This is a genomic window from Nocardioides sp. NPDC059952 (assembly GCF_042730435.1).
GTDB lineage: Bacteria > Actinomycetota > Actinomycetes > Propionibacteriales > Nocardioidaceae > Nocardioides.
The window spans coordinates 1-24,232 of sequence record NZ_JBHWLY010000086.1 but is presented as its reverse complement, the minus strand read 5'-3'; the positions used below and the strand labels follow the sequence as shown (position 1 = coordinate 24,232).

Genomic DNA, 24,232 nt, shown 5'->3' with positions numbered 1-24,232 from the left:
TGTGATGCTTAGAGTGACCTATAGGCCACTCTCAGCTTCACAACCTGGAGCTAGGCGAGCTTCTCGAGGATCAGCTCGCGCACGCGCTTGGCGTCTGCCTTGCCGCCGGTCGCCTTCATGACCGCACCGATGAGCGCACCGGCAGCGGCCTGGTTGCCGCCGCGGATCTTGTCCGCGACCGCGGGCTGCGCGGCGATGGCGTCGTCGACAGCCGAGCCCAGGGCGCCGTCGTCGGAGACGACCGCGAGGCCGCGGGCGTCGATGATCTCTGCGACCGTGCCCTCACCCGCGAGCAGGCCCTCGAAGACCTGGCGGGCAAGCTTGTCGGTCAGCGAACCGCCGTCGACCAGCTTCTGCACCTCGGCGACCTGCACCGGGGTGACACCGAGCTCGGCCAGCTCGACGCCACGGTCGTTGGCGCTGCGGGAGAGCTCGGCCATCCACCACTTGCGGGCGGCCTGGGCGGAGGCTCCTTCGGCGACCGTCGCCTCGATCAGCGACAGAGCGCCGGCGGCCCAGACGTCGCGCATCTCCAGGTCGGAGTAGCCCCACTCGACCTGCAGGCGGGCCCGCTTGTCGGCGGTACGCTCCGGCAGGCTCGCCCGCAGCTCCTCGACCCACTCCCGGGCCGGGGCCACGGGCACCAGGTCGGGCTCGGGGAAGTAGCGGTAGTCGTCGGCGTCCGACTTCGGCCGGCCGGCCGAGGTGGTGCCGGTGTCCTCGTGGAAGTGGCGGGTCTCCTGGAAGATCGCCTCCCCCGCGTCGAGGATCCCGGCGTGGCGCGACATCTCGAAACGTACGGCCCGCTCGACCGAGCGCAGCGAGTTGACGTTCTTGGTCTCGGTGCGCGTCCCGAGCGCTCCGGAGCCCTTCGGGGACAGCGACAGGTTGACGTCGCAGCGCATCGAGCCCTGGTCCATGCGTACGTCGGAAACGCCGAGACCCAGCAGGATCTCGCGCAGCGCGGCGACGTAGGCCTTCGCCACCAGCGGCGCCTTGGCGCCGGTGCCGATGATCGGGCGGGTGACGATCTCGATCAGGGGGATGCCCGCACGGTTGTAGTCGACCAGCGAGTAGTCGGCGCCGTGGATGCGGCCGGTCGCGCCACCGATGTGGGTGGTCTTGCCGGTGTCCTCCTCCATGTGGGCGCGCTCGATGTCGACCCGGTAGGTCTCCCCCTCGACCTCGACGTCGAGGTAGCCGTCATAGACGATCGGCTCGTCGTACTGCGAGGTCTGGAAGTTCTTCGGCATGTCCGGGTAGAAGTAGTTCTTCCGGGCGAACCGGCACCACTCCGCGATCGAGCCGTTGAGCGCGAGGCCGATCCGGATGGCGCTCTCCACGGCCTTGGCGTTCACGACCGGCATCGAGCCGGGCAGGCCAAGACAGGTCGGGCAGACCTGGGAGTTGGGCTCGCCGCCGAACGTCGCCGGGCAGCCGCAGAACATCTTGGTGTTGGTGTTGAGCTCGACGTGCACCTCGAGCCCGAAGGCCGGGTCGTAGCGCTCCAGCACCTCGTCGAACGGAACCAGTGTCTCCGTCATCGGGCCACCTCCAGCTTGTCGATCGAGAGCACCGGACCGATGGCGCCCTCGAGCGCGGCACCGACGCGGTAGAGACGGGCGTCCTCCAGGACCGGAGCCAGGAGCTGTACGCCGACGGGCAGCCCGTCCACGTCGGAGACCCCGGCCGGGATGGAGATGCCGGGCGTGCCGGCCAGGTTGGCCGGGATGGTGGCCAGGTCCTGCATGTACATGGCCAGCGGGTCGTCGAGCTTCGCACCCAGCGGGAACGCGGTCGACGGGGACGTCGGGGAGACCAGCACGTCGACCTGCTCGAAGGCCTTCTTGAAGTCCTCGATGATCAGCGTGCGGATCTTCTGCGCCTGACCGTAGTAGGCGTCGTAGTAGCCGCTGCTGAGCGCGTAGGTGCCGAGGATGATGCGGCGCTTGACCTCGTCACCGAAGCCCGCGTCGCGGCTCGCCTTCATCACGTCCTCGGCGGACGGGTCGCCGGAAGGGGTGACCCGCAGGCCGTAGCGCATCGCGTCGAACTTGGCCAGGTTGGAGGAGCATTCCGCCGGCAGGATCAGGTAGTAGGCAGCCATCGCGTGCTCGAAGCTCGGCGTGGAGACCTCCACGACATCGGCACCCAGCTTGGTGAGCAGGTCGACCGACTCGTTGAACTTGCTCATCACGTCCGGGGCCCAGCCCTCGCCCGCGAGCTCCTTGATGACGCCGACCTTGACCCCCTTGAGATCACCGGTCGCGCCGGCACGGGCCGCGTCGACCAGCCCGGTCACCGGGGTTGTGGTGGAGGTCGAGTCGAGCGGGTCGTGACCGCCGATCAGCTCGTGCAGGAGCGCCGAGTCGAGGACGGTGCGGGTCACCGGACCGACCTGGTCCAGCGAGTTGGCCAGGGCGACCAGCCCGTAGCGGGAGACGGACCCGTAGGTCGGCTTCACGCCGACGGTGCCCGTGACCGCGCCCGGCTGGCGGATCGAGCCACCGGTGTCGGTGCCGAGGGCCAGCGGCGCCTCGAAGGCGGCGACGGCCGCGGCCGAGCCACCACCAGAGCCGCCGGGGATCCGGTCGAGCTTCCACGGGTTCTTCGTCGGTCCGTAGGCGGAGTGCTCGGTGGAGGAGCCCATCGCGAACTCGTCCATGTTGGTCTTGCCCAGGATCGGCAGACCGGCCGCCTTGATCTTCTTGACCACGGTCGCGTCGTAGGGCGGGACCCAGCCCTCGAGGATCTTGGAGCCGCAGGTCGTCGGCAGACCGGTGGTGGTCAGCACGTCCTTGACCGCGATCGGTACGCCGTCGAGGGCATGCAGCGCCTCACCGCTGGCCCGGCGCGCGTCGGAGGCGGCGGCCTGGGACAGCGCGCCCTCGGCGTCGATGTGCAGGAAGGCGTGGACTTCCCCGTCGACCGCGGCGATGCGGTCGAGGTGGGCCTGGGTCAGCTCGACCGAAGTGGTCTCGCCCGCGGCGAGCGCGTCGATCAGCTCCGCGGCGGTCTTCTCGATGAGAGTCACTGCTCGTCCCCCAGGATCCGCGGCACCGAGAATCGCTGCTCCTCGACGGCAGGCGCACCGGAGAGCGCCTGCTCCGGCGTCAGGCCGGGCACGACGACGTCCTCACGGAAGACGTTGGTCATCGGAAGCGGGTGGGAGGTGGCAGGCACGTCGTCGCCGGCAAGCCCCTGGATCGAGGCGACGGACTCGAGGATCACCTGCAGCTGCGGGGCAAGGTGATCGAGCTCGGCGTCGCTGAGGTCGATGCGGGCGAGGTCGGCCAGGTGCGCGACCTCGTCGCGGGTGATTTCTGGCATGCCGCACATCCTAGGCGGCCGAACGCCCATCTCTCACCTCGGCCGTGCCCGTGCACGACGGGAGTTCCGCGCACATACAACCGATCAGTGGCCCCACCGCGTCCTCAACCCTGACAATCGGCTCGAGAGATCGGATGGATCGATGGCGAGACCCCCCACCGAGGAGCAGTTCGAGGAGTTCGCCCAGGTTGCCTGGCCGCGGCTCTATCGCTCTGCCTACCTGCTCGTCGGGGACCACGCCAGCGCGGAGGACCTGGTCCAGACGGCGCTGGCGAAGACCTTCGGCAACTGGGGCCGGGTGCGCACGCTCGAAGCCGCCCCCGCCTACGCCAGGCAGGTGCTGTTCAACACCGCGATGAGCTGGTTCCGGAAGGCTTCGTGGAACCGCGAGAAGCCCACCGAGGTCCTCCCCGACCTCGGCCACGAGAACGACCCGACCACCCGCTCGGTGCTGCTCGACGCGGTCGCCGCGCTGCCTCCGCGCCAGCGCGCCGTCGTGGTCCTCCGCTTCTACGAGGACCTCGACGTACGCCGCACCGCGGCCGTCCTCGGCTGCTCGGAGGGCACGGTGAAGAGCCAGACCTCCTTCGCCCTCGACAAGCTCCGCACCATGCTCGGCGACCCGACTCTCACCCTGGAGGTGACCCCATGACCGACAACGACCTGCGTACGCTGCTCCGCGACGCCGCCGACGAGGTGTCCGTCCCTCGTCTGGCCACCGACGAGCTCCGCCACCGCACCCGCACCATCCGCCGGCGCCGGCGGGCCCGCTGGGTCGCAGGCACGGCAGCACTGGTCATGGCCGGCGCGGTCGGGACGTACGCCCTGAGCGGGACGCTCGGTGGCGACGAGCCCCACATCGCCGCGGCCGAGGGCGACCCCCGGGGCTGGGCGGTCGCCGAGGGCGGCACGGTCCACTTCGGTGACGGGAGCGTGGTGACGTACGGCGGCACGGTGAACGACCTGCGCTACACCTCGGTCGGGCTGCTCGCCCGGAGCACCGAGGACAACGCCCGCCTCTCGCTGATCACGACGGCCGGCGTGCAGCCGCTCGACCTCGGCGACGTGAGCGACCGGCTGATCGGCACCGACCCAGACTCGCCCTACGTCTCCTGGACCGTCGAGGACGGCGAGGGCTGGCTGGTCCGCGTCGTCGATCTCGGCACCGGCGAGAAGGTCGCCGACGTCCCGGTCTCCGGGAAGTACACCTGGGCCGGCTGGAAGACCCCGCCGGTCGCCGTCGACGGGGAGCACGTCTACGTCGCCCTCGACGACCGCACCCTCGACGTCGCCTGGCGCGCTGGAGAGGTGTCGACCTCGAAGGGGCTCCCGGGCGGCTACACCACCGAGGTGATCAACGGCCGCGCGGTGACGCAGGATGCGACCGGCGAGACCCAGAGAGTGGTCGAGGTGGCCACGGGCCAGGTGCTCCTGACCACTCGCTCCTCCGACTACCCCGACGACCTGATCAGGCTCGAGCTCTCGCCCGACGGCAACCACGCCTTGGCGGCTCCCTACGCGATGTGCGACGAGAACGACAACTGCCGCTATGACACCGCCACCGCGCCGATCCACGTCCTCGGCCAGGGCACCGAGACCGCCGTCGAGCTCGGCGACCACATCGGCTGGACCCCCGAGGGGCAGCTGATCCGGGCGTCCGGGACGAAGGTGGAGATATGCGACGAGGTCGGCCAGGAGTGCGCCGATACGCCGGTCACTCTGAAGAAGCGCGCCGACACGATCAGCGGCACGATGAACCAGTCCTGACGGCCTGCAGGCCTACTGCGGCTTGTTCGGGCCACCGCCGTTGGACGGCTTGTCGGTCGGCCTGCCGCCCGAGCCGGGCTGCCCGGTCGCGGCCTGGGTCGGGGCGGCCCCGCGGGTGGGATCGGCCGACGGGGTCGGATCGGCTGCCTCGGTCGGCTGAGTGCTGGCCGTGGTGCCGCCCTGGCTCGGGGTGCTCTCCGGAGCCTGGGTCGGGTCCGCGGTCGCCTCCGGAGCCGGGCTCCGCTCGGTAGACGCGTCGTCGTCCTTGGCCTGCCGCTTCTTCTCGAGCGCCCCGTGGACGTCGCCCACCTCAGGCACCTTCGGGCTGCCCACCGGTGCCGCGAGTGCGACCAGCCCGGCGAGCAGCACCGAGGTGAACACCAGCACCAGCCCACCGCGCCGGGCCGCGGGGGCCGCCGCGGCCGCGCTCCAGGCCCAGATCCGCTCGCGGCGGCGACGCAGGTCGGCGGGCAGGTCACTGCGGATCGCCGCCCAGCTGTTGATCGGTGCCAGTGCGTAGCCGATCCCCTGGAAGGCGAGCAGCGCCGCGACGGCGACCCCGGTCGCCCCGCCCGTCACACCGACCAAGACCGCGACCGTCAGACAGATCAGGGCCGCGACCGACTCCACCAGATTGCCCCGCACCACGTCCCGCAACCGGGGCTGCCCCTTGATCTTCGGCGTACGCAGGAACGTGCCCTCCCGCGAGACCAGGCCGAGCCAGGAGGCCCGCACGACGGTCACCCCGAGCGCCAGCCAGAGCCCGAAGGCACCGAGCGCGTCAGCCCAGGAGGCCCCGCCGCGGAGCCGGACGAGCGCGATCGAGCGGGCCGCGCCGAAGAGCACCAGCGCGACGGTGGCGAACAGAAGGAGCCCCGAGAGGCGGCGTACGACCAGACCCCCGCCGAGCATCAGATCGAGCGCACCCGAGATCAGGAAGAAGGTGAACAGCGCTCCGGCGAGGTCACCGAACCACTGCAACCCGCCGACGAGGTAGGCCCAGCGCTGCGACAGCGTCAACTGGTTGTCCTCGGTGCGTCGCCCGGGCAGCAGCGAGCGCCAGTGCATCCGCAGGATCTGGATGCCGCCGAAGCACCACCGGAACCGCTGCTTCTTGAGCGTCTCGAAGGTCAGCGGCATCACGCCGTGGCCGTAGGAGCGGTCGACGTGCATCCCGTTGTAGCCCATCTTCAGCAGCCGCAGCGACAGCTCGGCGTCCTCGGTGATGCACCACTCGTCCCAGCCGCCGGAGCGGACCAGCGCGGAGGCCCGGATCAGTCCCATGGTGCCGCCGAAGATGGCGCCGTTGCGCTCGTTGCGCGAGACCTGACTGACGTCGAAGAAGTAGCCGTAGGAGTGGTAGAGGCGTCGGAAGTAGGGCGAGACGTCCCAGTCCCGGTAGTCCTGCGGCGTCTGCACGAAGGCCACCGAGTCGTCGCTGAACAGCGGGGCGTTGTGGGCCAGGAAGTCCCGGGCGACGTGGTAGTCGGCGTCGACGATCCCGACGACCTCGGTGAGCGGGTTCATCCTCGTCAGCGCGTAGTTGAGCGCCCCGGACTTGAACCCCGGCCAGTTCGCCAGGTGGATGAAGGTGACGCCGTCGTACTGCTCGCAGAAGTCCTGCACCGGCCGCCACAGGGCCGGGTCGTCGGTGTTGTTGTCGATGACCAGGATCTCGTACGCGTCGTAGTCCAGCTCCAGCATCCGCCGGAGCGTCTCGATGACCATCTCGGGCGGCTCGTTGTGGGTCGGCACGTGCAGGCTCACGAACGGGTGGCGCCAGCCAGGGTGGTGCTCACCCCGCGTCGGCCATCCGCGCCAGCGGCGCCGGGCGAGCACGTCGACCATCTCCCACAGGTAGCCGACGCCGATCAGGAAGACGAAGATCTCCAGCAGCCACAGCACGCTCGACAGCGTCGTCGTCCACACCCCGGGGTGGGTGGTGACCGTCCACAGCCCGACATAGGTCAGGTAGAGCAGGCCGACGTCGATGGTGAGCGCCCAGGCGACCAGACCGCGTACGTCCCAGTCCCGCGCCGCGGGCAACCAGGCCAGCAGCGAGGCACCGAGGACGACGCCGCCGATCGCGGCCCGGACGATGTCCTGGCCGAGCAGCATGCCGACCCCGAGGGCGACCACCGCGGTGAGGATCGCCGCCTGGATCGCCGTGGCCGCCGCGAGGGAACCGGCGCGGGGCGTACGGATCGTGAACAGCAGCACGGTCGCCGGGACCAGCAGGACCGCGGCGACCGTGAGGAGTGGGGGAAGGACGTCGAGCACGACGCCACACTATGGGGGGTATTTTCTAGCCGAGTCCATTCGGGCCGGACTCCAGCAGTACCTTGAAACCGGCCTCGTCGAGGATCGGCAGGCCCAGCTCCTCGGCCTTGGCCGCCTTGGAGCCGGCGCTCTCGCCGACCACGACGTAGTCGGTCTTCTTCGAGACCGAGCCCGCGGCCTTGCCGCCACGGCTGATGATCGCCTCCTTGGCGCCGTCGCGGGAGAAGTCCTCCAGCGACCCGGTGACGACGATGGTCAGGCCCTCGAGGGTGCGCGCCACCGACTCGTCGCGCTCGTCGGCGAGGGAGACCCCGGCCGTACGCCACTTCTCCACGATCTCCTGGTGCCAGTCGACCTGGCGCCACTCGACGATGGCCTCGGCGATGATCCCGCCGACGCCCTCGGTGTCGGCGAGCTCCTCCTGGGAGGCGGCCCAGACGGCGTCCAGCGAGCCGAACTCGGTGGCCAGAGCCCGGGCCGCGGACGGGCCGACATGGCGGATGGAGAGCGCGACCAGCACCCGCCACAGCGGGACCTGCTTGCGCTCCTCCAGGTTGCGCAGCAGGCCGATGGCGTTGGCATTGAGCACCCGGTCGCCGGCACCGGCCTCCTTCTCGGTCTTCTTCGCGGCTCGGGTGAAGAAGGCCGTGGTGGCGAGCTTGGCCTCGTCGAGCGAGAAGATGTCGCCCTCGTTGGTGATCACCTCGGCGGCCAGCAGCGCGTCCGCCGCCTCGTAGCCCATCCCCTCGATGTCGAAGGCACCCCGTCCGGAGGCGAAGAAGACCCGCTCCCGCACCTGCGCCGGACAGCCGCGGTGGTTGGGGCAGCGCAGGTCCTTGTCGCCCTCCTTCTGCTCGGCGAGCGTGGTGCCGCACGCGGGGCACTCGGTGGGCATCACCCACGCCGGCAGCCCCTCGGGCCGCAGCGGCAGCACCGGGCCGAGGATCTCCGGGATGACGTCGCCGGCCTTGCGGAGGATGATCGTGTCGCCGGGGCGTACGTCCTTCCGCTTGACCTCGTGGGCGTTGTGCAGCGTCGCGCGCTCGACGGTCGAGCCGGCGACCTTGGTCGGCTCCATGACACCGAACGGCGTGACCCGGCCGGTGCGGCCCACGCCGACGTCGATGGCGAGCAGCTTGGCGTTGACCTCCTCCGGCGGGTACTTGTAGGCGATCGCCCACCGTGGCGCGCGGCTGGTCGAGCCGAGGCGGCGCTGCAGCGAGATGTCGTCGACCTTGATGACGACCCCGTCGATCTCGTGCTCGGTGACGTCGTGGCGGTGCTCGCCGAAGTAGCTGATGAACTCCTCGACCTCGGCGAGGCTCTTGAGCACCTTGACCCGCTTGGAGGTGGGCAGCCCCCAGGCCTTCAGCGCGTCGTACGCATGCGACTGGGCCACCGGCTGGAAGCCCTGCCGGGCGCCGATGCCGTGGCAGACCATCCCGAGCTCGCGGGTCGCGGTCACCCGCGGGTCCTTCTGGCGCAGGGAGCCGGCTGCGGAGTTGCGCGGGTTGGCGAACATCGGCTTGCCCGCGTCGACCAGGGAGGCGTTGAGCTTGTCGAAGGCCTCGATGGACAAGAAGACCTCGCCGCGCACCTCGACCAGGTCGGGCACCGGGAACTCGTCGGTGCCGGTGAGCCGGTGCGGGATGGACTTGATGGTGCGTACGTTCGGGGTGACGTCCTCGCCCGTGCGGCCGTCGCCACGGGTCAGCGCCCTGACCAGTCGGCCCTTCTCGTAGAGCAGGTTGATGGCCAGCCCGTCGACCTTGAGCTCGCACAGCAGCTCGGCCTGGCCGGCCCCGTCCTTGGCGACCCGGGCGTGCCAGCCGGCGAGCTCGTCGAACGAGAAGACGTTGTCGAGCGACTCCATCCGCTGCAGATGGTCGACCGCGGTGAACTCCGTCGAGAACGTGCCACCGACCTTCTGGGTCGGCGAGTCGGGGGTGCGCAGCTCGGGGAACTGCTCCTCGAGCTCGTTGATCCGCCGCCACTTCTGGTCGTAGTCGGCGTCGGAGAGCGTCGGCTCGTCGAGCACGAAGTAGCGGTAGCGCGCGTCCTCGATCTGCTCGGCGAGCTCCTGGTGCTCGTTCTTCTGCTCCGGGCCCGCGTCGGTCACGTCATCGTTCACGGGCACCATCTTGCCTGGTCCCGCCGACATTTCTCGACGGCATACCCACCCGGGCGTTTTCGGCGTTTCATCGACCCGAACGACACTCGACTGCCTCAATATCGACGCAACCGATCAACACCTGGGTGACGGGGGTCACCAGAAGAGGGTAAATCGGGCTACCTTCCTCCCGCGTCGGGCAAGGCGGGCCGACACCAGTCCCCCAGTGACCGCCTTGTGAGGTCTGCGTGTTCTCTCGGATCGTGGTGACGCTGTCGGTAGCGCTCGCAATCGTCCTGGCTCCGGTCGGCGCTACGTACGCGCTCGGGCTGGGGAGCGTCTTCTCCAACGCTGCCGTCGAGATCTCGCTCGTGTCGCAGTCGAAGGACGGCGTGGTGATCGATGTCCACGGCACCGACTACAACGGCAAGACGCCCGGCATCGAGATCGCGCTCAACCCCTCCGGCTACCTCGGCTCAGGCACCAGGAACACGTTCATCAAGTCGGTCGTCATCAACCCGGACGACCCCGAGGACTGGACCTACCGGTTCACCCTCGACGCCGCCCAGGTCGCCGAGCTCGACCCGGACACCACCTACCAGATCATGACCATGCGTGGTGGCGGCCGCGACATCTACGACTCCTCCGAGTCGAGGCAGGCGAAGATCCCCTTCGACTTCGACGCGCTCGCCCAGCCCAGCAGCTCGCCGACCCCGGACGAGCCGGCCGGCGACACCGGATCCTCCGACGGATCCGGCTCGGGTTCGGGCTCCGGTTCGGGCACCGGCGGCGGTACGTCCTCGGGCCGCCCCGCCGGTGGCGAGTCCGGCGACGGTGCAGGTGCCGGCTCCGGCGACAAGCCGAAGGACAAGGCGCCCAAGAAGCCGTGGACCGCGCCCGAGGAGCCGCCGACCGCCAAGGGCGTGACCCTCACCGGGGTCGACGACGGTTCCGTGGACGCCGAGGACGTCATCCACGCCGAGGCCTCCGGGTTCAAGCCCAACGAGACCGGCATCAGGGTCGTCGTCTACTCGACCCCGCTGGTCCTCTCGACCAGCGTCAAGGCCAACGGCCACGGCGTCGCGAAGTGGTCCGGCCGGCTGCCCAAGGACATCGGCCTCGGCAAGCACACCATCACCTTCCAGGGCTCGGTGAACCGCGGGATCTCGTTCGTCGTGACCGGCACCCCGAGCGACGGCGAGTGCGTCCAGAGCGGTTGTGCCCCGGCGGCGGGAGCCGTGAAGAAGGCGGCCTCTGCCGAAGAGGGCGGCGTCGGCGCACTGACCTGGATCATCGTCGCCTCGATGATCGTCCTCGCTCTCGTGGGCGCTGCCGTCGCCATGCTCTCCGGACGCCGCAGGCGCGACCGGGAGTGGGACGAGCCGAGCTACGCGCAGGCGCCGCCGCGCTATCAGTCCGACCCCCGGCAGGCCTCCGGGCCTTACCCGGCCCATCCGCGCCAGCCGCAGCGTCAGCCCCAGCATTCCGCACAGCATCCCGCGCAGTATCAGCCGCAGCCGCCTCGTCACGAGACCGAGCTTCCCCGCCGTCTGCCGGAAGCGCAGCCGTCGATCCAGCGTCAGCCGAACCGCCGCCAGCCGGCTCCTCAGCACGCGGCCCCTCAGCACGCAGCACCTCAGCACGCGGCTCGTCAGCAGCAGCTGCCTCAGCAGCCGGTCCCTCAGCCGGTCCCCCAGCCGACCCATCGTCAGCCGCGCCCGCCGGAGTCGTTCGCCCCGCCGAGCCAGCGAGCCCAGGCCTACGAGGGCCAGCGGGTCGCCGGACGCTGAGCGCGCTCAGCCGACCAGCGACTCACCCCGAGCGGCGGTCTCGGCCGCAACGGTCGGCCACAGCGTCTCCAGGGCCGTCTCGAGCCCGGCGAGGACCGGGTCGAGGTCGTCCCCGGGGAACGGGGCGGGTGCCTCCTGGCGTACGACCGCACAGAAGGCGCGGGCGTCCCCCTCAGCCGGATGGCAGCGGACGGTCTCGGCCGACCCGTCGGTCCAGCCGTCGTAGCCGTCGGTGTCGCCCTTGGAGCAGGTGAGCGTCGCGGGGCACTTCCGCTTCCCGGCGGGCAGGTTCGGGGCGTGGACCGCGGTGACGGTGCCGCCGCCGGGGGTGGTGCCGACGACGCCGAAGGCACCCTTGCCGTAGGCCGAGACGTCGGCCTTCTCGAAGGAGTCGACGTCGGCGTACGCCTTGGTATCGAGCAGTCCCGCCGCGATCGCCCCGGCGGTCAGCGCGACCTCGTCGGTGCCGTTGGCGCCGGCCGAGGGAAAGCCGCTGACCTGCGCCTTCGTCATCTTCATGGTCGTCTTCGTGCCGAGACGCGGATCGGTGACCAGAGCGACCAGATCGTCGACGCTCACCTCGAGATCCAGCTTGCGGGGGTCGCCGGTGATCTTCTCGCCGACGTAGGCGGCCCGGCGCTCCTCCCCGCCGGCGGCGTGGGAGACCATTAGCTGGCCGGGGGTGCCGTCGTCGGTCGCAAGGTCCCAGGCGACGGTGGCCGTGCCGGTCTCGCCCTTCACCTCGACACAGCCCGACATCCCGTCGCGGCACCAGGTCGAGAGGAGGTCGTCGTCGACCGGACCGGCCTTCACCTCCAGCGAGTGATCGGCTCCCCACAGGAGCACGGTGCCGACCTCGTCCCGCTCGAAGTAGAGGTCGCCGCCCTCGAACGCCTCCGGCTCGACCTGTACGCGCTGGAGCGTGATCGCCGCGATCGCCTCGGGCGTCGCGGGCTGGTTTCCGGGCCGCAGGTCGGCCGGGTCGATGCTCGCTGCTTGCGTCGGCCTGGGCTTCTCGTCCGCCTCCTGCGCCTCGTCCGCCTGGCGCGCCTCGCTGCCACAGCCGGCGAGCAGAAGAGCCGCGGCCAGCAGTGCCATCCCCCGTCTTTGCATGAGGGGAATCTACGCCAGGTGGCGCGCGCTTTCGGTGAGGATGCGCAGAGCCGTGCGGGCCCACCGCCCATCGGCACCGGCGAGGCCGCACGCGGGCGTCAGCACGATGTCGTGGGCAGCATCCAGCCCGAGCATGTCGAGCCAGCGCTCCACGGTCTCGGTGACCGACTTGTCGGTGGGCGCGGCGCCTGCCGGCGCGACCGCCGGGACCACGCCGAGCGCGACCGTGTCGCCGGCCTCCAGAGCCGTGGCCAGCTCGTCGTGGTCGGCGGCTGTGAGCTGGGTCAGATCGACGCTGATCCCCTTCGCGCCGGCCTTGCGGAGCAGGCCCAGCGGGGTGCCGGGAGCGCACGAGTGCACCCACGGGGTCGCGCCCTCATCGGCGATCGCGCCGAGCACCCACTCCAGCGCCTCGGAGGCCTCGGGCAGGTCGATGCTGCGATGCTTGCCGAACCCCGAGGCGGTCGGAACCTGGGCGTTGAGCACGGCACTCAGCGCCGGCTCGTCGACCTGGACGACCAGGGTGTCAGCGCCCGGGAGGCGGCGGCGTACGTCACGGATGTGGGTGCGTACGCCGTCGGCCAGCGCCTGCGCCAGGTCACGCCGGGCACCGTGGTCGGCGAGCAGCTTGTCGCCGCGCGGCCGCTCCACGGTGGCGGCCAGGGTCCACGGTCCGGCTACCTGGATCTTGAACGCACCGCCGCCGGTGACGAGCGGAGAGTCCTGGGCCAGCTCCTCGACGGTGTCGAGGTCCTGGGCGAGCAGGCTGCGGGCGCGCCGGTGGTCGACCCCTGCAGAGCCGGAGGTGCCGGTCAGGCGCCAGCCCGCGGGCTGCAGGTCGGCGTCGAGTCCCTCGAGCACAGCCAGCGCCCGGCCGGTCATGTTCGCGATCGCGCCACGTGCGGGCAGCTCGGGCAGGTGCGGCAGGTCGGCGAGCTCACCGAGCACGACACGGAAGGCCTCTGCGTAGTCCTCACCAGGCAGCGACCCGACTCCGGTAGCCCTCACGCGAGCGCCACCCGGCGGGTCGTGGAGATGGTGACCGAGCCGACGACGCGGGTGCCGTCGTAGATGACCGCGGCCTGGCCCGGCGCGATGCCGTAGGCGGGGTCGAGCAGCTCGATCTCGGCTCCTTCGGGAACCACGGTCACCCGGGCCCGGTGCTCGTCGCCGTGTGCGCGCAGCTGGACGGTGCCCTCCAGGACGCCCTCGGGCGCACGCCCGGCCCAGCGCGGACGGATCCCGGAGAGGTGGTCGACGGCGAGATGCTCGCGCGGCCCGACCGTGACGGTCGCGGTGACCGGCTCGATGTCGAGCACGAACCGGGGCTTCCCGTCGGGCGCGGGCTTGCCGAGGCGGAGTCCCTTGCGCTGCCCGATCGTGTAGGCGTACGTCCCCTGGTGCTCGCCCAGGACCTCACCCGTCTCGTCGACGATGGGCCCGGACTCGTTGGGGGCCCGCTCACCCAGCTTCTCGCGCAGCCAGCCGGCGTTGTCGCCGTCGGCGACGAAGCAGATGTCGTGGGAGTCGGGCTTGTCGGCGACGAGCAGGCCACGGCGAGCGGCCTCCTCCCGCACCAGCGGCTTCGGGGTGTCGCCGAGCGGGAACAGCGAGTGGCGCAGCTGGGCCTGATCGAGCACCCCGAGCACGTAGGACTGGTCCTTGCCGCCGTCGACGGCACGGTGCAGCTCGACCAGCCCGTCGGCATCTTCACGAAGCGTCGCGTAGTGGCCGGTCGCGACCGCGTCGAAGCCGAGCGCGAGCGCCCGGTCCAGCACGGCGGCGAACTTGATCTTCTCGTTGCAGCGCAGGCACGGGTTGGGCGTGCGCCCCTCGGCGTACTCCGACATGAAGTCCTCGACCACGTCCTCGTGGAAGCGGTCGGAGAGATCCCAGACGTAGAACGGGATCCCGATCACGTCGGCGGCACGGCGGGCGTCGTTGGAGTCCTCGATCGTGCAGCACCCGCGCGCGCCCGAACGATAGGACGCCGGGTTGCGCGAGAGCGCCAGGTGGACGCCGGTGACGTCGTGGCCGGCTTCCTTCGCACGTGCGGCAGCGACGGCGGAGTCCACCCCGCCGGACATGGCAGCGACGATCCTCATCGCTGCAGCCCTGCCGCGCGGCCGCGCTCGACGGCGGGCCCGATCGCCGCCACCAGCCGGTCCACGTCCTCGGCCGTGGTGGTGTGACCGAGCGAGAAGCGCAGCGAGGAGCGCGCCTGCTCGTCGGACTGCCCCATGGCGAGGAGCACGTGAGAGGCCTGAGGTACGCCGGCCGAGCAGGCCGCACCGGTCGAGCACTCGACCCCGGCCGCGTCGAGCAGCATCAGCAGCGAGTCGCCCTCGCACCCCGGGAACGCGATCTGGGCGTTGTTGGGGAGCCGGTAACGGCCCAGCGGCTCCAGCGGCGGGCCGTTGAGGTGGGTGTCGGGCACCTTCGAAAGCACCTGCGCGACCAGCTGGTCACGCAGTGCCCCGACCCTGCTCGCGTAGGCCTCCTGCTCCTTGACCGCGAGCTCGACCGCGGCCGCGAAGCCGGCGATGGCCGCGGTGGCGTGGGTGCCGCTGCGTACGTCTCGCTCCTGGCCGCCGCCGTGGACGAGCGCGGTCAGCTCGAGCTCGCGGCGTACGACCAGCGCGCCGGCGCCCACCGGTCCGCCGAGCTTGTGGCCGGTCAGGGAGAGCGCGTCGACGCCGCTGGTGGCGAAGTCGACCGGCACCGCGCCGACCGCCTGGACGGCGTCGGTGTGGACCGGGATCCCGTGTTCGGCGGCGATCGCAGCGATGTCGGTGACCGGCTGCAGCGTGCCGACCTCGTTGTTGGCCCACATCACCGAGATGAGCGCGACCGAGGCGGGGTCGCGCTCGATGGCCTCCTTCATCGCGGCGAGGTCGATGCGGCCGGTCGCGTCGCACGGGACCAGCTCGACGTGGGCGCCCTCGGTCGACTCCAGCCAGTGCAGTGGGTCGAGCACGGCGTGGTGCTCGACGGTGGACGCCAGGATCCGGGTGCGCCCCGGGTCCTGGCCGCGGCGGGCCCAGTAGGCGCCCTTGAGCGCGAGATTGTCGGCCTCGGTGCCACCGGAGGTGAAGACGACCTCACCCGGGCGGGACCCGAGCGCGGCCGCGATCCGTTCTCGGGACTCCTCCAGCACCCGGCGGGCACGGCGACCCGATGCGTGCAGCGAGCTCGCGTTGCCGACCAGCGCCAGCTCCGCGGTCATAGCCTCGATCGCCGCCGAGGCCATGGGCGTGGTGGCGGCGTGGTCCAGGTAGACGGTCCGGGGGTTCATCGTCTACCAAGGTTACGGCCCGATGGCCGCGCTTGCTGAAACGTCGCCGCCCGTTCACCTCGCCTACCTAGGGTCAGGCGCATGTCACAGGGATTCCGCGAATACATCGACAACCTGATCACCGAGGGTCACACCATCGGCGAGGATCACGATGACGATCCGGTGCTCCTGGACCCGGCCGGCAAGGCCGTCGACACCTGGCGCGAGAACTACCCCTACCCGGAGCGGATCGAGCGCGAGGCCTACGACGAGCAGAAGTACCTCCTCCAGGTCGAGCTGCTGAAGTTCCAGCGCTGGAACGACCGCGTCGGCGGCAAGCACGTGCTGCTCTTCGAAGGCCGGGACGCAGCCGGGAAGGGCGGCACGATCAAGCGGTTCATGGAGCACCTCAACCCCCGCTACGCCCGCACGGTCGCGCTCTCCAAGCCGTCGGACCGGGAGTCGCAGCAGTGGTTCTTCCAGCGGTACGTCCAGCACCTGCCCACCGCCGGCGAGATGGTCCTCTTCGACCGGTCCTGGTACAACCGCGCCGGCGTCGAGCGGGTCATGGGCTTCGCCTCCGACGACCAGTACGAGCAGTTCATGCACCAGGTGCCGCTCTTCGAGCAGATGCTCGTCGACTCCGGCATCACCCTCACGAAGTTCTGGTTCTCGGTCGGCCGCTCGGAGCAGCGGACCCGCTTCATCATCCGCCAGATCGACCCGGTGCGGCAGTGGAAGCTCTCCCCGATCGACGTCCAGTCGCTGGACAAGTGGGACTCCTACACCGCCGCGAAGGAGGAGATGTTCCGCCGCACCGACACCGACTGGGCGCCGTGGACCACGATCCGCTCCAACGACAAGAAGCGCGCCCGCCTCAACGCGATGCGCTACTTCCTCGCCCACCACGACTACGACGAGAAGGACACCGACATAGTCGGCACCCCCGACCCCCTCATCGTCCAGCGCGGCATCGACGCCGTCGGCGACTGACGAATCACCCCGGCCACGGGATGCGCGTCAGGTGCGCCTCGACGCTGTCATCGAGCGCGCCGGCGCCGCCTTTCTCGAGCGGAAGAACCGAGACGTACGCCGCGACGAACGCCCCACGCACCTCGGCCGGCGTCGGCGCCCAGTCGTGATAGCGCGTCCCGAGGAGGATGGATGCTTGGGCGAGGTCGTCCACCCGGCGCCGGTACGCGCTCTCCTCCAGATCAAGGACCGCCACGATCCTCCCGTCCGCCCAGAGGATGTTGGCCGACCTGAAGTCGTTGCCGACCAGCTGAGCACCCGGCACCGGCGGCTCCTCGGTGGGGATCGTGCCCGGGTAGTCGGACATCACGACATGCATCCGCGCGAGCATCTCCCCCGCGGCCCGGACCTGCACCGGGTCGGTGATGTCCAGCAGCTCGCCCTCGATCACCCGCTGGAGCCCCAGCGAGAACCCGTCGACCTCCACCTGGACCCTGCCGTCCCTAGCCGCAAGCGGCACCGAGACAGGTATCCCCCGCTCCCCCAGCCACACCGTGAGCCGAGCGATCTCCGCCAAGCGCGCGAACACGCGCGGCCGCATCGACCACTTGGCGACCATCCGGCAGCCGTCGACGACGATCCAAGCCAGACAGTTGGCGTCGCTGATCACCAACCGCTCGCACCCCTCCACCTCCAGCCCCCAGTCTTCGCCGAGTACGCCCTTCAGCCAGTCGATCGCGTCAGCCGCGGTCTCGAAGCCGAACCGCTCGGTCAGCGCGGCGTCCGGCTCGGCCGACTCCCAGAGCATGCTGATCGGCGTTGTCATGGGTCGCAGTCAAGCAGGTGGGTGGGGGGCGGTCATGGGCGTCGCGTGCTGGTCGTTGCCTCTTGGGGCTGATGGCCGCCGACCCGTTACGTAGGGTGTTCTCGGTCTCGCCCGGAGTAAAGGACGGCCTGCGGCCGCCGGCTTTCGCCGGTCGCCTGCGGCGATCCTTGACACCGGCCGACCCCGAGAATTTTGGCTGGCTATCGGGTCGGCGGCAGGGTCTGGCGCGGAGTCCTTGGTTGCGTACGGGCCTGGGATCTGGGGTCGGGGACTCCTGGTCGAGCGGGTACTCCTCGGTGCCTACGCAAGTCGACGGCAAGCCATCGTGGCTGGTGGTGCTTCCTCCCTGGATGCTCACCATCTCCGTCTCAGGCGAGATCCCATGGACAGGCACACAAGGTCGAACACGCCTGCGCCCGCACGCAGGCACTGATTCGCCTGGCCGCGACGTCCTCGAAGCTGAGCAGCAACAGCGGGGACAAGGATCAAGACGGCCGCATCGACGAGTGTTGCGGACAGGCATGAAGCGGCGCAGGGGGCGACAGTGCCGACGGATCGGATGGGCCCGTCCAGATCAGTCCGAATCCGGCCCTATCGACGCGACGAGCCTGGCGGCCGGCGCGGGCGCCGGCTCGGGCTCGGGCGCGGTCGGGCTACGGCTGCGGCCACGACGTCGTCGCGGGTCAGCCGGTTCGAGCACGTCGAGCGAACCGGATCTGCCCGTCCGGGAGCCGCTCATAGAGGCAATTGGCGTCGTGGATCCGACGATGGTCGCTGGGGCACAGCAACACCATGTTCGCCAGGTCTGTCTTGCCGCCTTCGGACCAGGGTTTGAGGTGGTGGGCCTCGGTCCAGGCGGCGGGCGCATCACAGTCCTCGGCTTGGCAGCCCTGATCTCGGAGCCGGAGTGCCCGGTGTTGGATCGGGTGGGCCAGGCGGGCGGTACGACCCAGGTCCAGCACTTCGGAGTTGGTGCCCAGCACCGCGGGGACTAGGTCGGCGTTGCAGGCCATCCTTCGGGCCTCGGCGGCGGTGATCTTCTCGCCGTCGAAGCCGAGGGCCGCCGTGCGGAGGTCGTTGCGGAGGTCGTCCACGCTCATGGTGATGAAGACCGTGGTGGCGTGACCACCGTGCCTGGGGAGGAGGTCCACGTCGTAAGTCTCGATCACGCGGGCGAACGCCTGGCCCAGCAGCCGGTCATAGGGGGCCTTGCGGCCCCGGTTCTCCGCCGACAGCTTCCTCGGCTGAGCCAGCGAGTCCAAGATCGTGCGCAGCCTCATCCCGACGGCGCGGGAGACTCTCGCGTGGAGGTCGATGGTGCCGTCGCCGTTGTCGCGGGCGGAGTAGAAGGTGCGCCGGGCGGCGTGCTCTTCTTCCCGCTGCAGGGCTTTGGCTTCGGCTTCTTCGAACCGGGCGGGGTCGATCTCGGCGAGGATGCGGCGTCCGGCGATCTTGAGCTCGTTCGCGGTCGTCCAGGCGGCATAGTCGACCAGCATCTTCTCGGCCAGGGTCAAGTCTTCGCTGCTGGCGGCCGGGTCAGCCTCGACGGCATCGAGCGCCTTCGTGATCACCCTCGCCTTGTCCTGGGACACCACACCCTCGGCCAGACCAGCAGCGACGAGGTCGTACTTGGACACGCTGGCGGCGAGTTTGATCTGGGAGCGAGCCACTCCCTTGTCGACCAACAGCTCGGTCCGCAGCCATCCCGACGCGTCCTTCGCGCCGGTCTCTTCGGCGATGTCGCCGGCCGCCGCGAGGACCCGCAGTTTCAAGGCGGCTTGTTTGGCGTGGATCTTCTCCAGCTGGGCCAGGCGGTCTTTCTTCTGGCCGGTGCGCCAGTAGGCCGGGTCGCTCGCGAGCAGCTTGTCGAGGGAGGATTCGATGGCGGCCAGTTCGGTGTCGATCGGGTCACTGGGGTTGGTGCCCCAGTGGTTGACGCCGTGCTCGAGACTCATCGCTTCCCTCCCTTCAGAGGTGTGTCGTGATGGGTCTGATTCTACGCCTCGAACGGATACCTAACCACCCATAGGTGCAGGTCAAAGCCTATTTTCGCGGTGAGCGAACGGCATCGCTTCTGTGGATGGTAAGTGGCCCGAAGGGCCACCACTCCACCCCCATCAACACCATCTGTCCCAGCAATGAATGCGCTGCGCCACACCCGGGCCGCCGCCCCGATAGCCAGCCAATCTTTTCTCGATCTGGTCCGGAGTCCAGGACCGCGAAGCGGCCGGCGAAGCCGGCGCCCGAAGGGCGTCCTTGACGCCGGGCCAGATCGAGAAGACCCTCGAGAACGGGTCGGCGGCCCACACCAACAACGAAACAACAGCCGAACCCGCGTACACCCAAAAGCAACTGCCCACCCCGCAACCTCAGCTACGGTCCAAGGCCATGAAGCCCCTCGGCGACGTACCTTGGCCCCCAGACCCGATCGTCACCGACCGCCTGATCCTCCGAGAGACCAGGACGAAGGACAGACCAGGGCTGGCCAAGCTCCTCTCGGACGAGCAAGTGCAGGCCTACCTCGGCGGCCCGCAGCACACCCGAGAGGAGCTGGAACAGCTGATCCCCGAGGACCCGAACACCAGGCCCGGAATCTTCGCGGTCGAGCACGCCGGCGAGTTCATCGGCAGGATCACGATCCAACGTCGCGACAGAGCCTGGGCCCACCACGTACGCGAGGAGGGCGACGAGGTCGAGCTCGGCTACGAGCTTCTCCCGACCACCTGGGGCAAAGGCATCGCGACCGAAGCGACCCGGGCCGCGCTCGGCTGGATCGAGAGGACCCTCCCGGGCGAGCCGGTCGTCCTCACCACCCAGGTGGCCAACGAACGCTCCCTGCGCCTGGCCCAGAAGCTCGGGTTCGTCGAGGTCGAACGGTTCGATGCCTACGGCGCCGAGCAGTGGTTCGGGGTGCTCAAGACCGGCTAGCCGGGCGGAGCGTCACTCCTCAGGAGCACCGAGGTAGGCGACCAGCGCCATGTGGTCGGACCCCGGCACCTCGACCGTCTCGGTCGCGAGCGCGACCAGCGCGTCCCCGATCAGCACATGGTCGATCGCGGTCGACGGCGGGAGAGGTACGCCGGCGAACCCCTCGGTCGGCCAGGTGGGCTGCCATCCGGCGTTGCTGGCCCGGGCCGCGTCCTGCACGTCGGCGTCGTCGAGCAGCCGCCTGACCGTGTGGTGGTCGAGCGAGGCGTTCAGGTCGCCCAGGACGAGGTCGGGCTTCTCGGCGGCCGCCTCCTCGATCATCAGCTCCTGCTCGGCCGGCCACGACGCGAGCGTGGGCGGGGCCGGGTGGGCGACGATGACCCGCCGCTCGCCGACATCGGCGACCCACGAGCCCATGGACGTGTCGAGACGGCGCGACTTGGTGATCGGCTGGTCGGCGAAGATCATCGTGCCGGTGGTGCCGGGGGCGGCCTCGCCGATCCGGTAGGGCAGCTGGTCGCGCAGCGTCCTCGACAGCTCCGCGAACGCCTCCGGGGTGATCTCCTGGACGGCGAGCACGTTGACCTTGTGCGCGCGCACCGCCTCGACCACCGCGTCGGTCTCGCCCTTGCCCTCGAACAGATTGGTGGTCATCACCGTCAACGGCTCACCGGCGCTGGTCGCGCGAGATCCCGCGTAGAGCGGCGCCTGCCAGGCCACGTGCACCGCCAGCAGCAGCGCGACGACACCGGCGAGGACCGCGAACCGGATCCGCCCGGGACCGGTGGCCAGCCAGACCAGCACCAGGACCGCGACCAGGCACAGGGCGTACAACCCGACGCCGAAGGGCGCGAACGCGGCCAGGCGCACCGCCCGCAGGTCCGTGCTCGCCAGTGCCCGGGAGAACGTGATCGCCAGCGCGGGCAAGCCGCAGAGGACCAGCACTCCCCACGCCAGCGCCAGCGGCACCCACCGAGCACGACTCACAGCACTACCAGGTCGTCGCGGTGGATGACCTCCCGAGCGTACGCAGCGCCCAGGTTGGCCTCGAGATAGCCGGAGGAACGGCCGGCCAGCCGGGGGATCTCGTCGGCGTCGTAGTTCACCAGGCCGCGTGCGACAGCCACACCCGACGGGTCGACGACGTCGACCGGGTCACCTGCATGGAACGCCCCGGAGGAACCGGTGACGCCCGCCGCCAGCAGCGAGGCACCCCGCTTGCTGATCGCGGCGACCGCGCCGGCGTCGACGGTGATCGAGCCGACCGGCTCGGTGGCGTGCTGGAGCCACAGCAGGCGCGCAGGGCGCCGCTTGCCGACGGCATGGAACAGGGTGCCGACCGCCTCGCCCGCGAGAGCCGCTCCGGCCTGAGCGGCCGAGGTGAGCACGACCGGTACGCCGTCCTCGACCGCGATCCGGGCGGCCTCCAGCTTGGTCACCATGCCCCCGGTGCCGACGCCCGCGGCACCCGCCTTGCCGATGGTCACCCCGGCGAGGTCCTCGAGCGAGGCGACCTCGCCGATCCGCTGCGAACCAGGGTGTGAGGGCGGCGCGTCATAGAGCGCGTCGACGTCGCTGAGCAGCACCAGCAGGTCGGCCTTGACCAGATGGGCCACCAGCGCCGCGAGCCGGTCGTTGTCGCCGAACCGGATCTCGGAGGTGGCCACCGTGTCGTTCTCGTTGACGATCGGGAGCACACCCAGGTCGAGCAGCTTCGACAGCGTCGCGTCGGCGTTGCGGTAGTGCGCCCGCCGGTTCAGATCGTCGACCGTGAGCAGCACCTGACCTGCGATGATGCCGTGCCTGGCGAGCTCGTCGGTGTAGCGGTGGACCAGCAGACCCTGACCCACGCTCGCCGCCGCCTGCTGCTTGGCCAGCGCCCGCGGACGCTTCGCCAGCCCCAGCGGGGACAGCCCGGCCGCGATCGCCCCCGAAGAGACCAGCACGACCTCGGCCCCGGCGGCCCGGGTCTTGGCGAGCACGTCGACCAGTGCGCTGACCCGGTCGGGGTCGATGCCTCCCGCGGCCGTCGTCAGCGACGACGACCCGACCTTGACCACCACCCGGCGTGCCCCGGTCACGACCTCGCGCTGCACCGATCCCCCTCGTACGTCAGCCTGTGCTCTCCGCTTCGCCGGATCCTACCGGCGCCGATGCCGGTCGAACCGCACGTTTCCGCTGGTCGAGCGGCGCTACTCCGCCGAGCGCTGTGCCGAGTCCGCCGACGGGTCGCTCTCGGCCCAGTCGGCGTCCGGGTCGTCGTCTCCGCCGATCTCGTACGCCACCGGGCCGGCCCCGTCACGCAGCCGTCGGGCGACGTCGGCGCGGGCTTCGTACTCTTCCTTGGTCTCCATCCCGGCGTCGATCTCCCGCCGGCGGGAGGCAGCGGGGCGCTCCTCGTAGAAGCGCTGGTCCTCGCCACGGCGACCGAGCATCTCGGCACCGGTCTCGATCGAGGGACGGAAGTCGAAGACGACCGCGTTGGCCGGGTCGCCGATGATGACGGTGTCGCCCTCCTGGGCCCCGAGCTCGACCAGGCGCAGCTCGACGCCGAGCCGGTTGAGACGATCGGCGAGGTAGCCGACGGCCTCCTCGTTCTCGAAGTCGGTCTGGCGCACCCAACGCTCGGGCTGCGGGCCGCGGACGAGGTATTCGCCGTTCTTCGAGACCTTGACCGTGAAGCCGCCCTTGCCCTCGGCACCCTCGGGGCGCAGCACGATCCTGGTCGGCGGCGCCACCGGAACGTCCTTGCGGGAGGCGGCGACCAGCTCGGCCATCGCGTAGATCAGCTGCTGGGTGCCCTCGCCGGAGGCCGCGGAGATCTCGAAGACCTTCATCCCGCGCTTCTCGAACTCGCCGATGGTCATCTCGGCGATGTCCCGCCCGTCCGGGACGTCGACCTTGTTGAGCGCGACCAGCCGGGGCCGGTCCTCGAGACCGCCGTGGCGGGAGAGCTCGTTCTCGATGACGTCGAGGTCGTCGATCGGGTTGCGGCCCGGCTCGATGCTCGCGGTGTCGATGACGTGGACGAGCGCGGCACAGCGCTCGATGTGGCGCAGGAACTCGTGGCCGAGCCCGCGGCCGTCGGCCGCACCCTCGATCAGGCCCGGTACGTCAGCGACGGTGAAGGTGATCTCGCCGCCCTTCACGACGCCGAGGTTGGGCACCAGGGTCGTGAACGGGTAGTCGGCGATCTTCGGCCTGGCTCGCGAGATGGCCGCGATCAGGGACGACTTGCCGGCGCTCGGGAACCCAACCAGCCCGATGTCGGCCACGACCTTGAGCTCGAGCCCGATCTCTCGCGCCTCGCCCGGCTCGCCGAGGAGCGCGAAGCCGGGGGCCTTGCGCTTGGAGGAGGCCAGCGCCGCGTTGCCGAGGCCGCCACGGCCACCTTCGGCGATCACCAGCTCGGAGCCCGGGCCGACCAGATCGGCCAGCACGTTGCCGTTCATGTCGGTCACCACGGTGCCGTCGGGGACGGAGAGCACCATGTCCTCGCCGTGGGCGCCGTTCTTGTGGTCACCGGCGCCCTGGCCGCCGTTGGGGGCCTTGCGCTTGGGGCTGTGGTGGTAGTCGATCAGCGTGGTCACGTCGGGGTCGACGCGCAGGATGATCGATCCGCCCGGACCGCCGTTGCCGCCGTCGGGGCCGCCGAGCGGCTTGAACTTCTCGCGGTGCACCGACGCCACCCCGTGTCCGCCGCGACCGGCCTCGACGTGGAGGGTGACGCGGTCGACGAAAGTGGGTACAGCCATGCGCTCACCTTAAGGCCGACCCCGCAGGACTGCCGAGTCGGCGCATCTTGACGCCTTGGAGCGAAGCGAAGCGAAGCGAGCGAGGCG

General features: G+C 70.4%; 19 protein-coding genes. 5 read left to right on the top strand and 14 right to left on the bottom strand.

Going from position 1 to position 24,232, the window contains the following annotated elements; translation table 11 throughout:
• Positions 1 to 50: 50 nt before the first annotated feature.
• Genes gatB through gatC form a run of 3 tightly spaced genes read right to left on the bottom strand, consistent with a single transcriptional unit; the run spans position 51 to position 3,330 of the window.
• Positions 51 to 1,544: an Asp-tRNA(Asn)/Glu-tRNA(Gln) amidotransferase subunit GatB gene (gatB, locus tag ACFV9G_RS26250; protein ID WP_378731592.1), complete on the bottom strand. Its 1,494-nt coding sequence runs from the start codon at positions 1,542 to 1,544 to the stop codon at positions 51 to 53.
• The gene (gene gatA / locus ACFV9G_RS26245; protein ID WP_378731590.1) at positions 1,541 to 3,034 is read right to left on the bottom strand and encodes an Asp-tRNA(Asn)/Glu-tRNA(Gln) amidotransferase subunit GatA; all 1,494 of its coding nucleotides are present in this window, start codon (positions 3,032 to 3,034) and stop codon (positions 1,541 to 1,543) included. The genes gatB and gatA overlap by 4 nt, the downstream gene beginning before the upstream one ends.
• Positions 3,031 to 3,330 carry an Asp-tRNA(Asn)/Glu-tRNA(Gln) amidotransferase subunit GatC gene (gene gatC, locus ACFV9G_RS26240; RefSeq protein ID WP_091049380.1) on the bottom strand — a complete coding sequence of 100 codons (300 nt, stop codon included), beginning with the start codon at positions 3,328 to 3,330 and terminating at the stop codon, positions 3,031 to 3,033. Before gatC ends, gatA begins: the two co-directional genes overlap by 4 nt.
• A 142-nt stretch (positions 3,331 to 3,472) precedes the next feature.
• On the opposite strand from gatC, the gene ACFV9G_RS26235 reads away from it, so the two are divergent.
• A complete protein-coding gene (locus tag ACFV9G_RS26235) occupies positions 3,473 to 3,982 on the top strand; it encodes a SigE family RNA polymerase sigma factor (protein ID WP_378731587.1) in 510 nt (169 codons plus the stop codon).
• Complete coding sequence (locus ACFV9G_RS26230) at positions 3,979 to 5,097, top strand: hypothetical protein (RefSeq protein WP_378731585.1); 1,119 nt, start codon at positions 3,979 to 3,981, stop codon at positions 5,095 to 5,097. The genes ACFV9G_RS26235 and ACFV9G_RS26230 overlap by 4 nt, the downstream gene beginning before the upstream one ends.
• 12 nt (positions 5,098 to 5,109) lie before the next feature.
• Here ACFV9G_RS26230 and ACFV9G_RS26225 read toward each other — a convergent pair whose 3' ends face one another.
• On the bottom strand, positions 5,110 to 7,377 hold the full coding sequence (locus ACFV9G_RS26225; protein ID WP_378731583.1) for a glycosyltransferase family 2 protein: 2,268 nt from the start codon (positions 7,375 to 7,377) through the stop codon (positions 5,110 to 5,112).
• 25 nt (positions 7,378 to 7,402) lie between these two features.
• Positions 7,403 to 9,517 carry an NAD-dependent DNA ligase LigA gene (gene ligA / locus ACFV9G_RS26220; RefSeq protein WP_378731594.1) on the bottom strand — a complete coding sequence of 705 codons (2,115 nt, stop codon included), beginning with the start codon at positions 9,515 to 9,517 and terminating at the stop codon, positions 7,403 to 7,405.
• 218 nt (positions 9,518 to 9,735) lie between these two features.
• Between ligA and ACFV9G_RS26215 the strand changes: the two genes are divergently transcribed.
• Positions 9,736 to 11,277 carry a hypothetical protein gene (locus tag ACFV9G_RS26215; RefSeq protein ID WP_378731581.1) on the top strand — a complete coding sequence of 514 codons (1,542 nt, stop codon included), beginning with the start codon at positions 9,736 to 9,738 and terminating at the stop codon, positions 11,275 to 11,277.
• Positions 11,278 to 11,283: 6 nt separating this feature from the next.
• Here ACFV9G_RS26215 and ACFV9G_RS26210 read toward each other — a convergent pair whose 3' ends face one another.
• From ACFV9G_RS26210 to ACFV9G_RS26195, 4 genes are read right to left on the bottom strand one after another with little or no spacing between them, the layout of a single operon-like run.
• A complete protein-coding gene (locus tag ACFV9G_RS26210) occupies positions 11,284 to 12,390 on the bottom strand; it encodes a hypothetical protein (protein WP_378731579.1) in 1,107 nt (368 codons plus the stop codon).
• A 9-nt stretch (positions 12,391 to 12,399) separates the two neighbouring features.
• A complete protein-coding gene (locus ACFV9G_RS26205; protein ID WP_378731577.1) occupies positions 12,400 to 13,398 on the bottom strand; it encodes a methionine synthase in 999 nt (332 codons plus the stop codon).
• Entirely contained in the window at positions 13,395 to 14,495 is a 1,101-nt protein-coding gene (mnmA, locus tag ACFV9G_RS26200; protein WP_378731574.1) for a tRNA 2-thiouridine(34) synthase MnmA, read from the bottom strand. The genes ACFV9G_RS26205 and mnmA overlap by 4 nt, the downstream gene beginning before the upstream one ends.
• The gene (locus tag ACFV9G_RS26195) at positions 14,492 to 15,685 is read right to left on the bottom strand and encodes a cysteine desulfurase family protein (protein ID WP_378731572.1); all 1,194 of its coding nucleotides are present in this window, start codon (positions 15,683 to 15,685) and stop codon (positions 14,492 to 14,494) included. Before ACFV9G_RS26195 ends, mnmA begins: the two co-directional genes overlap by 4 nt.
• An 81-nt stretch (positions 15,686 to 15,766) precedes the next feature.
• Here ACFV9G_RS26195 and ppk2 point away from each other — a divergent pair, with 81 nt between their 5' ends.
• Entirely contained in the window at positions 15,767 to 16,657 is an 891-nt protein-coding gene (gene ppk2 / locus ACFV9G_RS26190) for a polyphosphate kinase 2 (RefSeq protein ID WP_378731570.1), read from the top strand.
• Positions 16,658 to 16,661: 4 nt separating this feature from the next.
• Here ppk2 and ACFV9G_RS26185 read toward each other — a convergent pair whose 3' ends face one another.
• Together ACFV9G_RS26185 and ACFV9G_RS26180 are read right to left on the bottom strand one after the other, a co-directional pair.
• Positions 16,662 to 17,462 (bottom strand): phosphotransferase enzyme family protein, encoded by an 801-nt coding sequence (locus tag ACFV9G_RS26185; RefSeq protein ID WP_378731568.1) that lies wholly within the window; start codon positions 17,460 to 17,462, stop codon positions 16,662 to 16,664.
• Between the two features lie 683 nt (positions 17,463 to 18,145).
• On the bottom strand, positions 18,146 to 19,417 hold the full coding sequence (locus ACFV9G_RS26180; protein WP_378731566.1) for a DUF222 domain-containing protein: 1,272 nt from the start codon (positions 19,415 to 19,417) through the stop codon (positions 18,146 to 18,148).
• Positions 19,418 to 19,850: 433 nt separating this feature from the next.
• Here ACFV9G_RS26180 and ACFV9G_RS26175 point away from each other — a divergent pair, with 433 nt between their 5' ends.
• Entirely contained in the window at positions 19,851 to 20,390 is a 540-nt protein-coding gene (locus ACFV9G_RS26175; RefSeq protein ID WP_378731563.1) for a GNAT family N-acetyltransferase, read from the top strand.
• A 12-nt stretch (positions 20,391 to 20,402) separates the two neighbouring features.
• Here the strand turns inward: ACFV9G_RS26175 and ACFV9G_RS26170 are convergent, their stop codons facing one another.
• From ACFV9G_RS26170 to obgE, 3 genes are all read right to left on the bottom strand, one after another.
• Positions 20,403 to 21,377, bottom strand: coding sequence for an endonuclease/exonuclease/phosphatase family protein (locus ACFV9G_RS26170; protein ID WP_378731560.1), 975 nt, complete (start codon positions 21,375 to 21,377; stop codon positions 20,403 to 20,405).
• A complete protein-coding gene (gene proB, locus ACFV9G_RS26165) occupies positions 21,374 to 22,486 on the bottom strand; it encodes a glutamate 5-kinase (RefSeq protein ID WP_378731558.1) in 1,113 nt (370 codons plus the stop codon). Before proB ends, ACFV9G_RS26170 begins: the two co-directional genes overlap by 4 nt.
• 96 nt (positions 22,487 to 22,582) lie before the next feature.
• On the bottom strand, positions 22,583 to 24,145 hold the full coding sequence (gene obgE, locus ACFV9G_RS26160; protein WP_378731556.1) for a GTPase ObgE: 1,563 nt from the start codon (positions 24,143 to 24,145) through the stop codon (positions 22,583 to 22,585).
• Between the last annotated feature and the right edge of the window lie 87 nt (positions 24,146 to 24,232).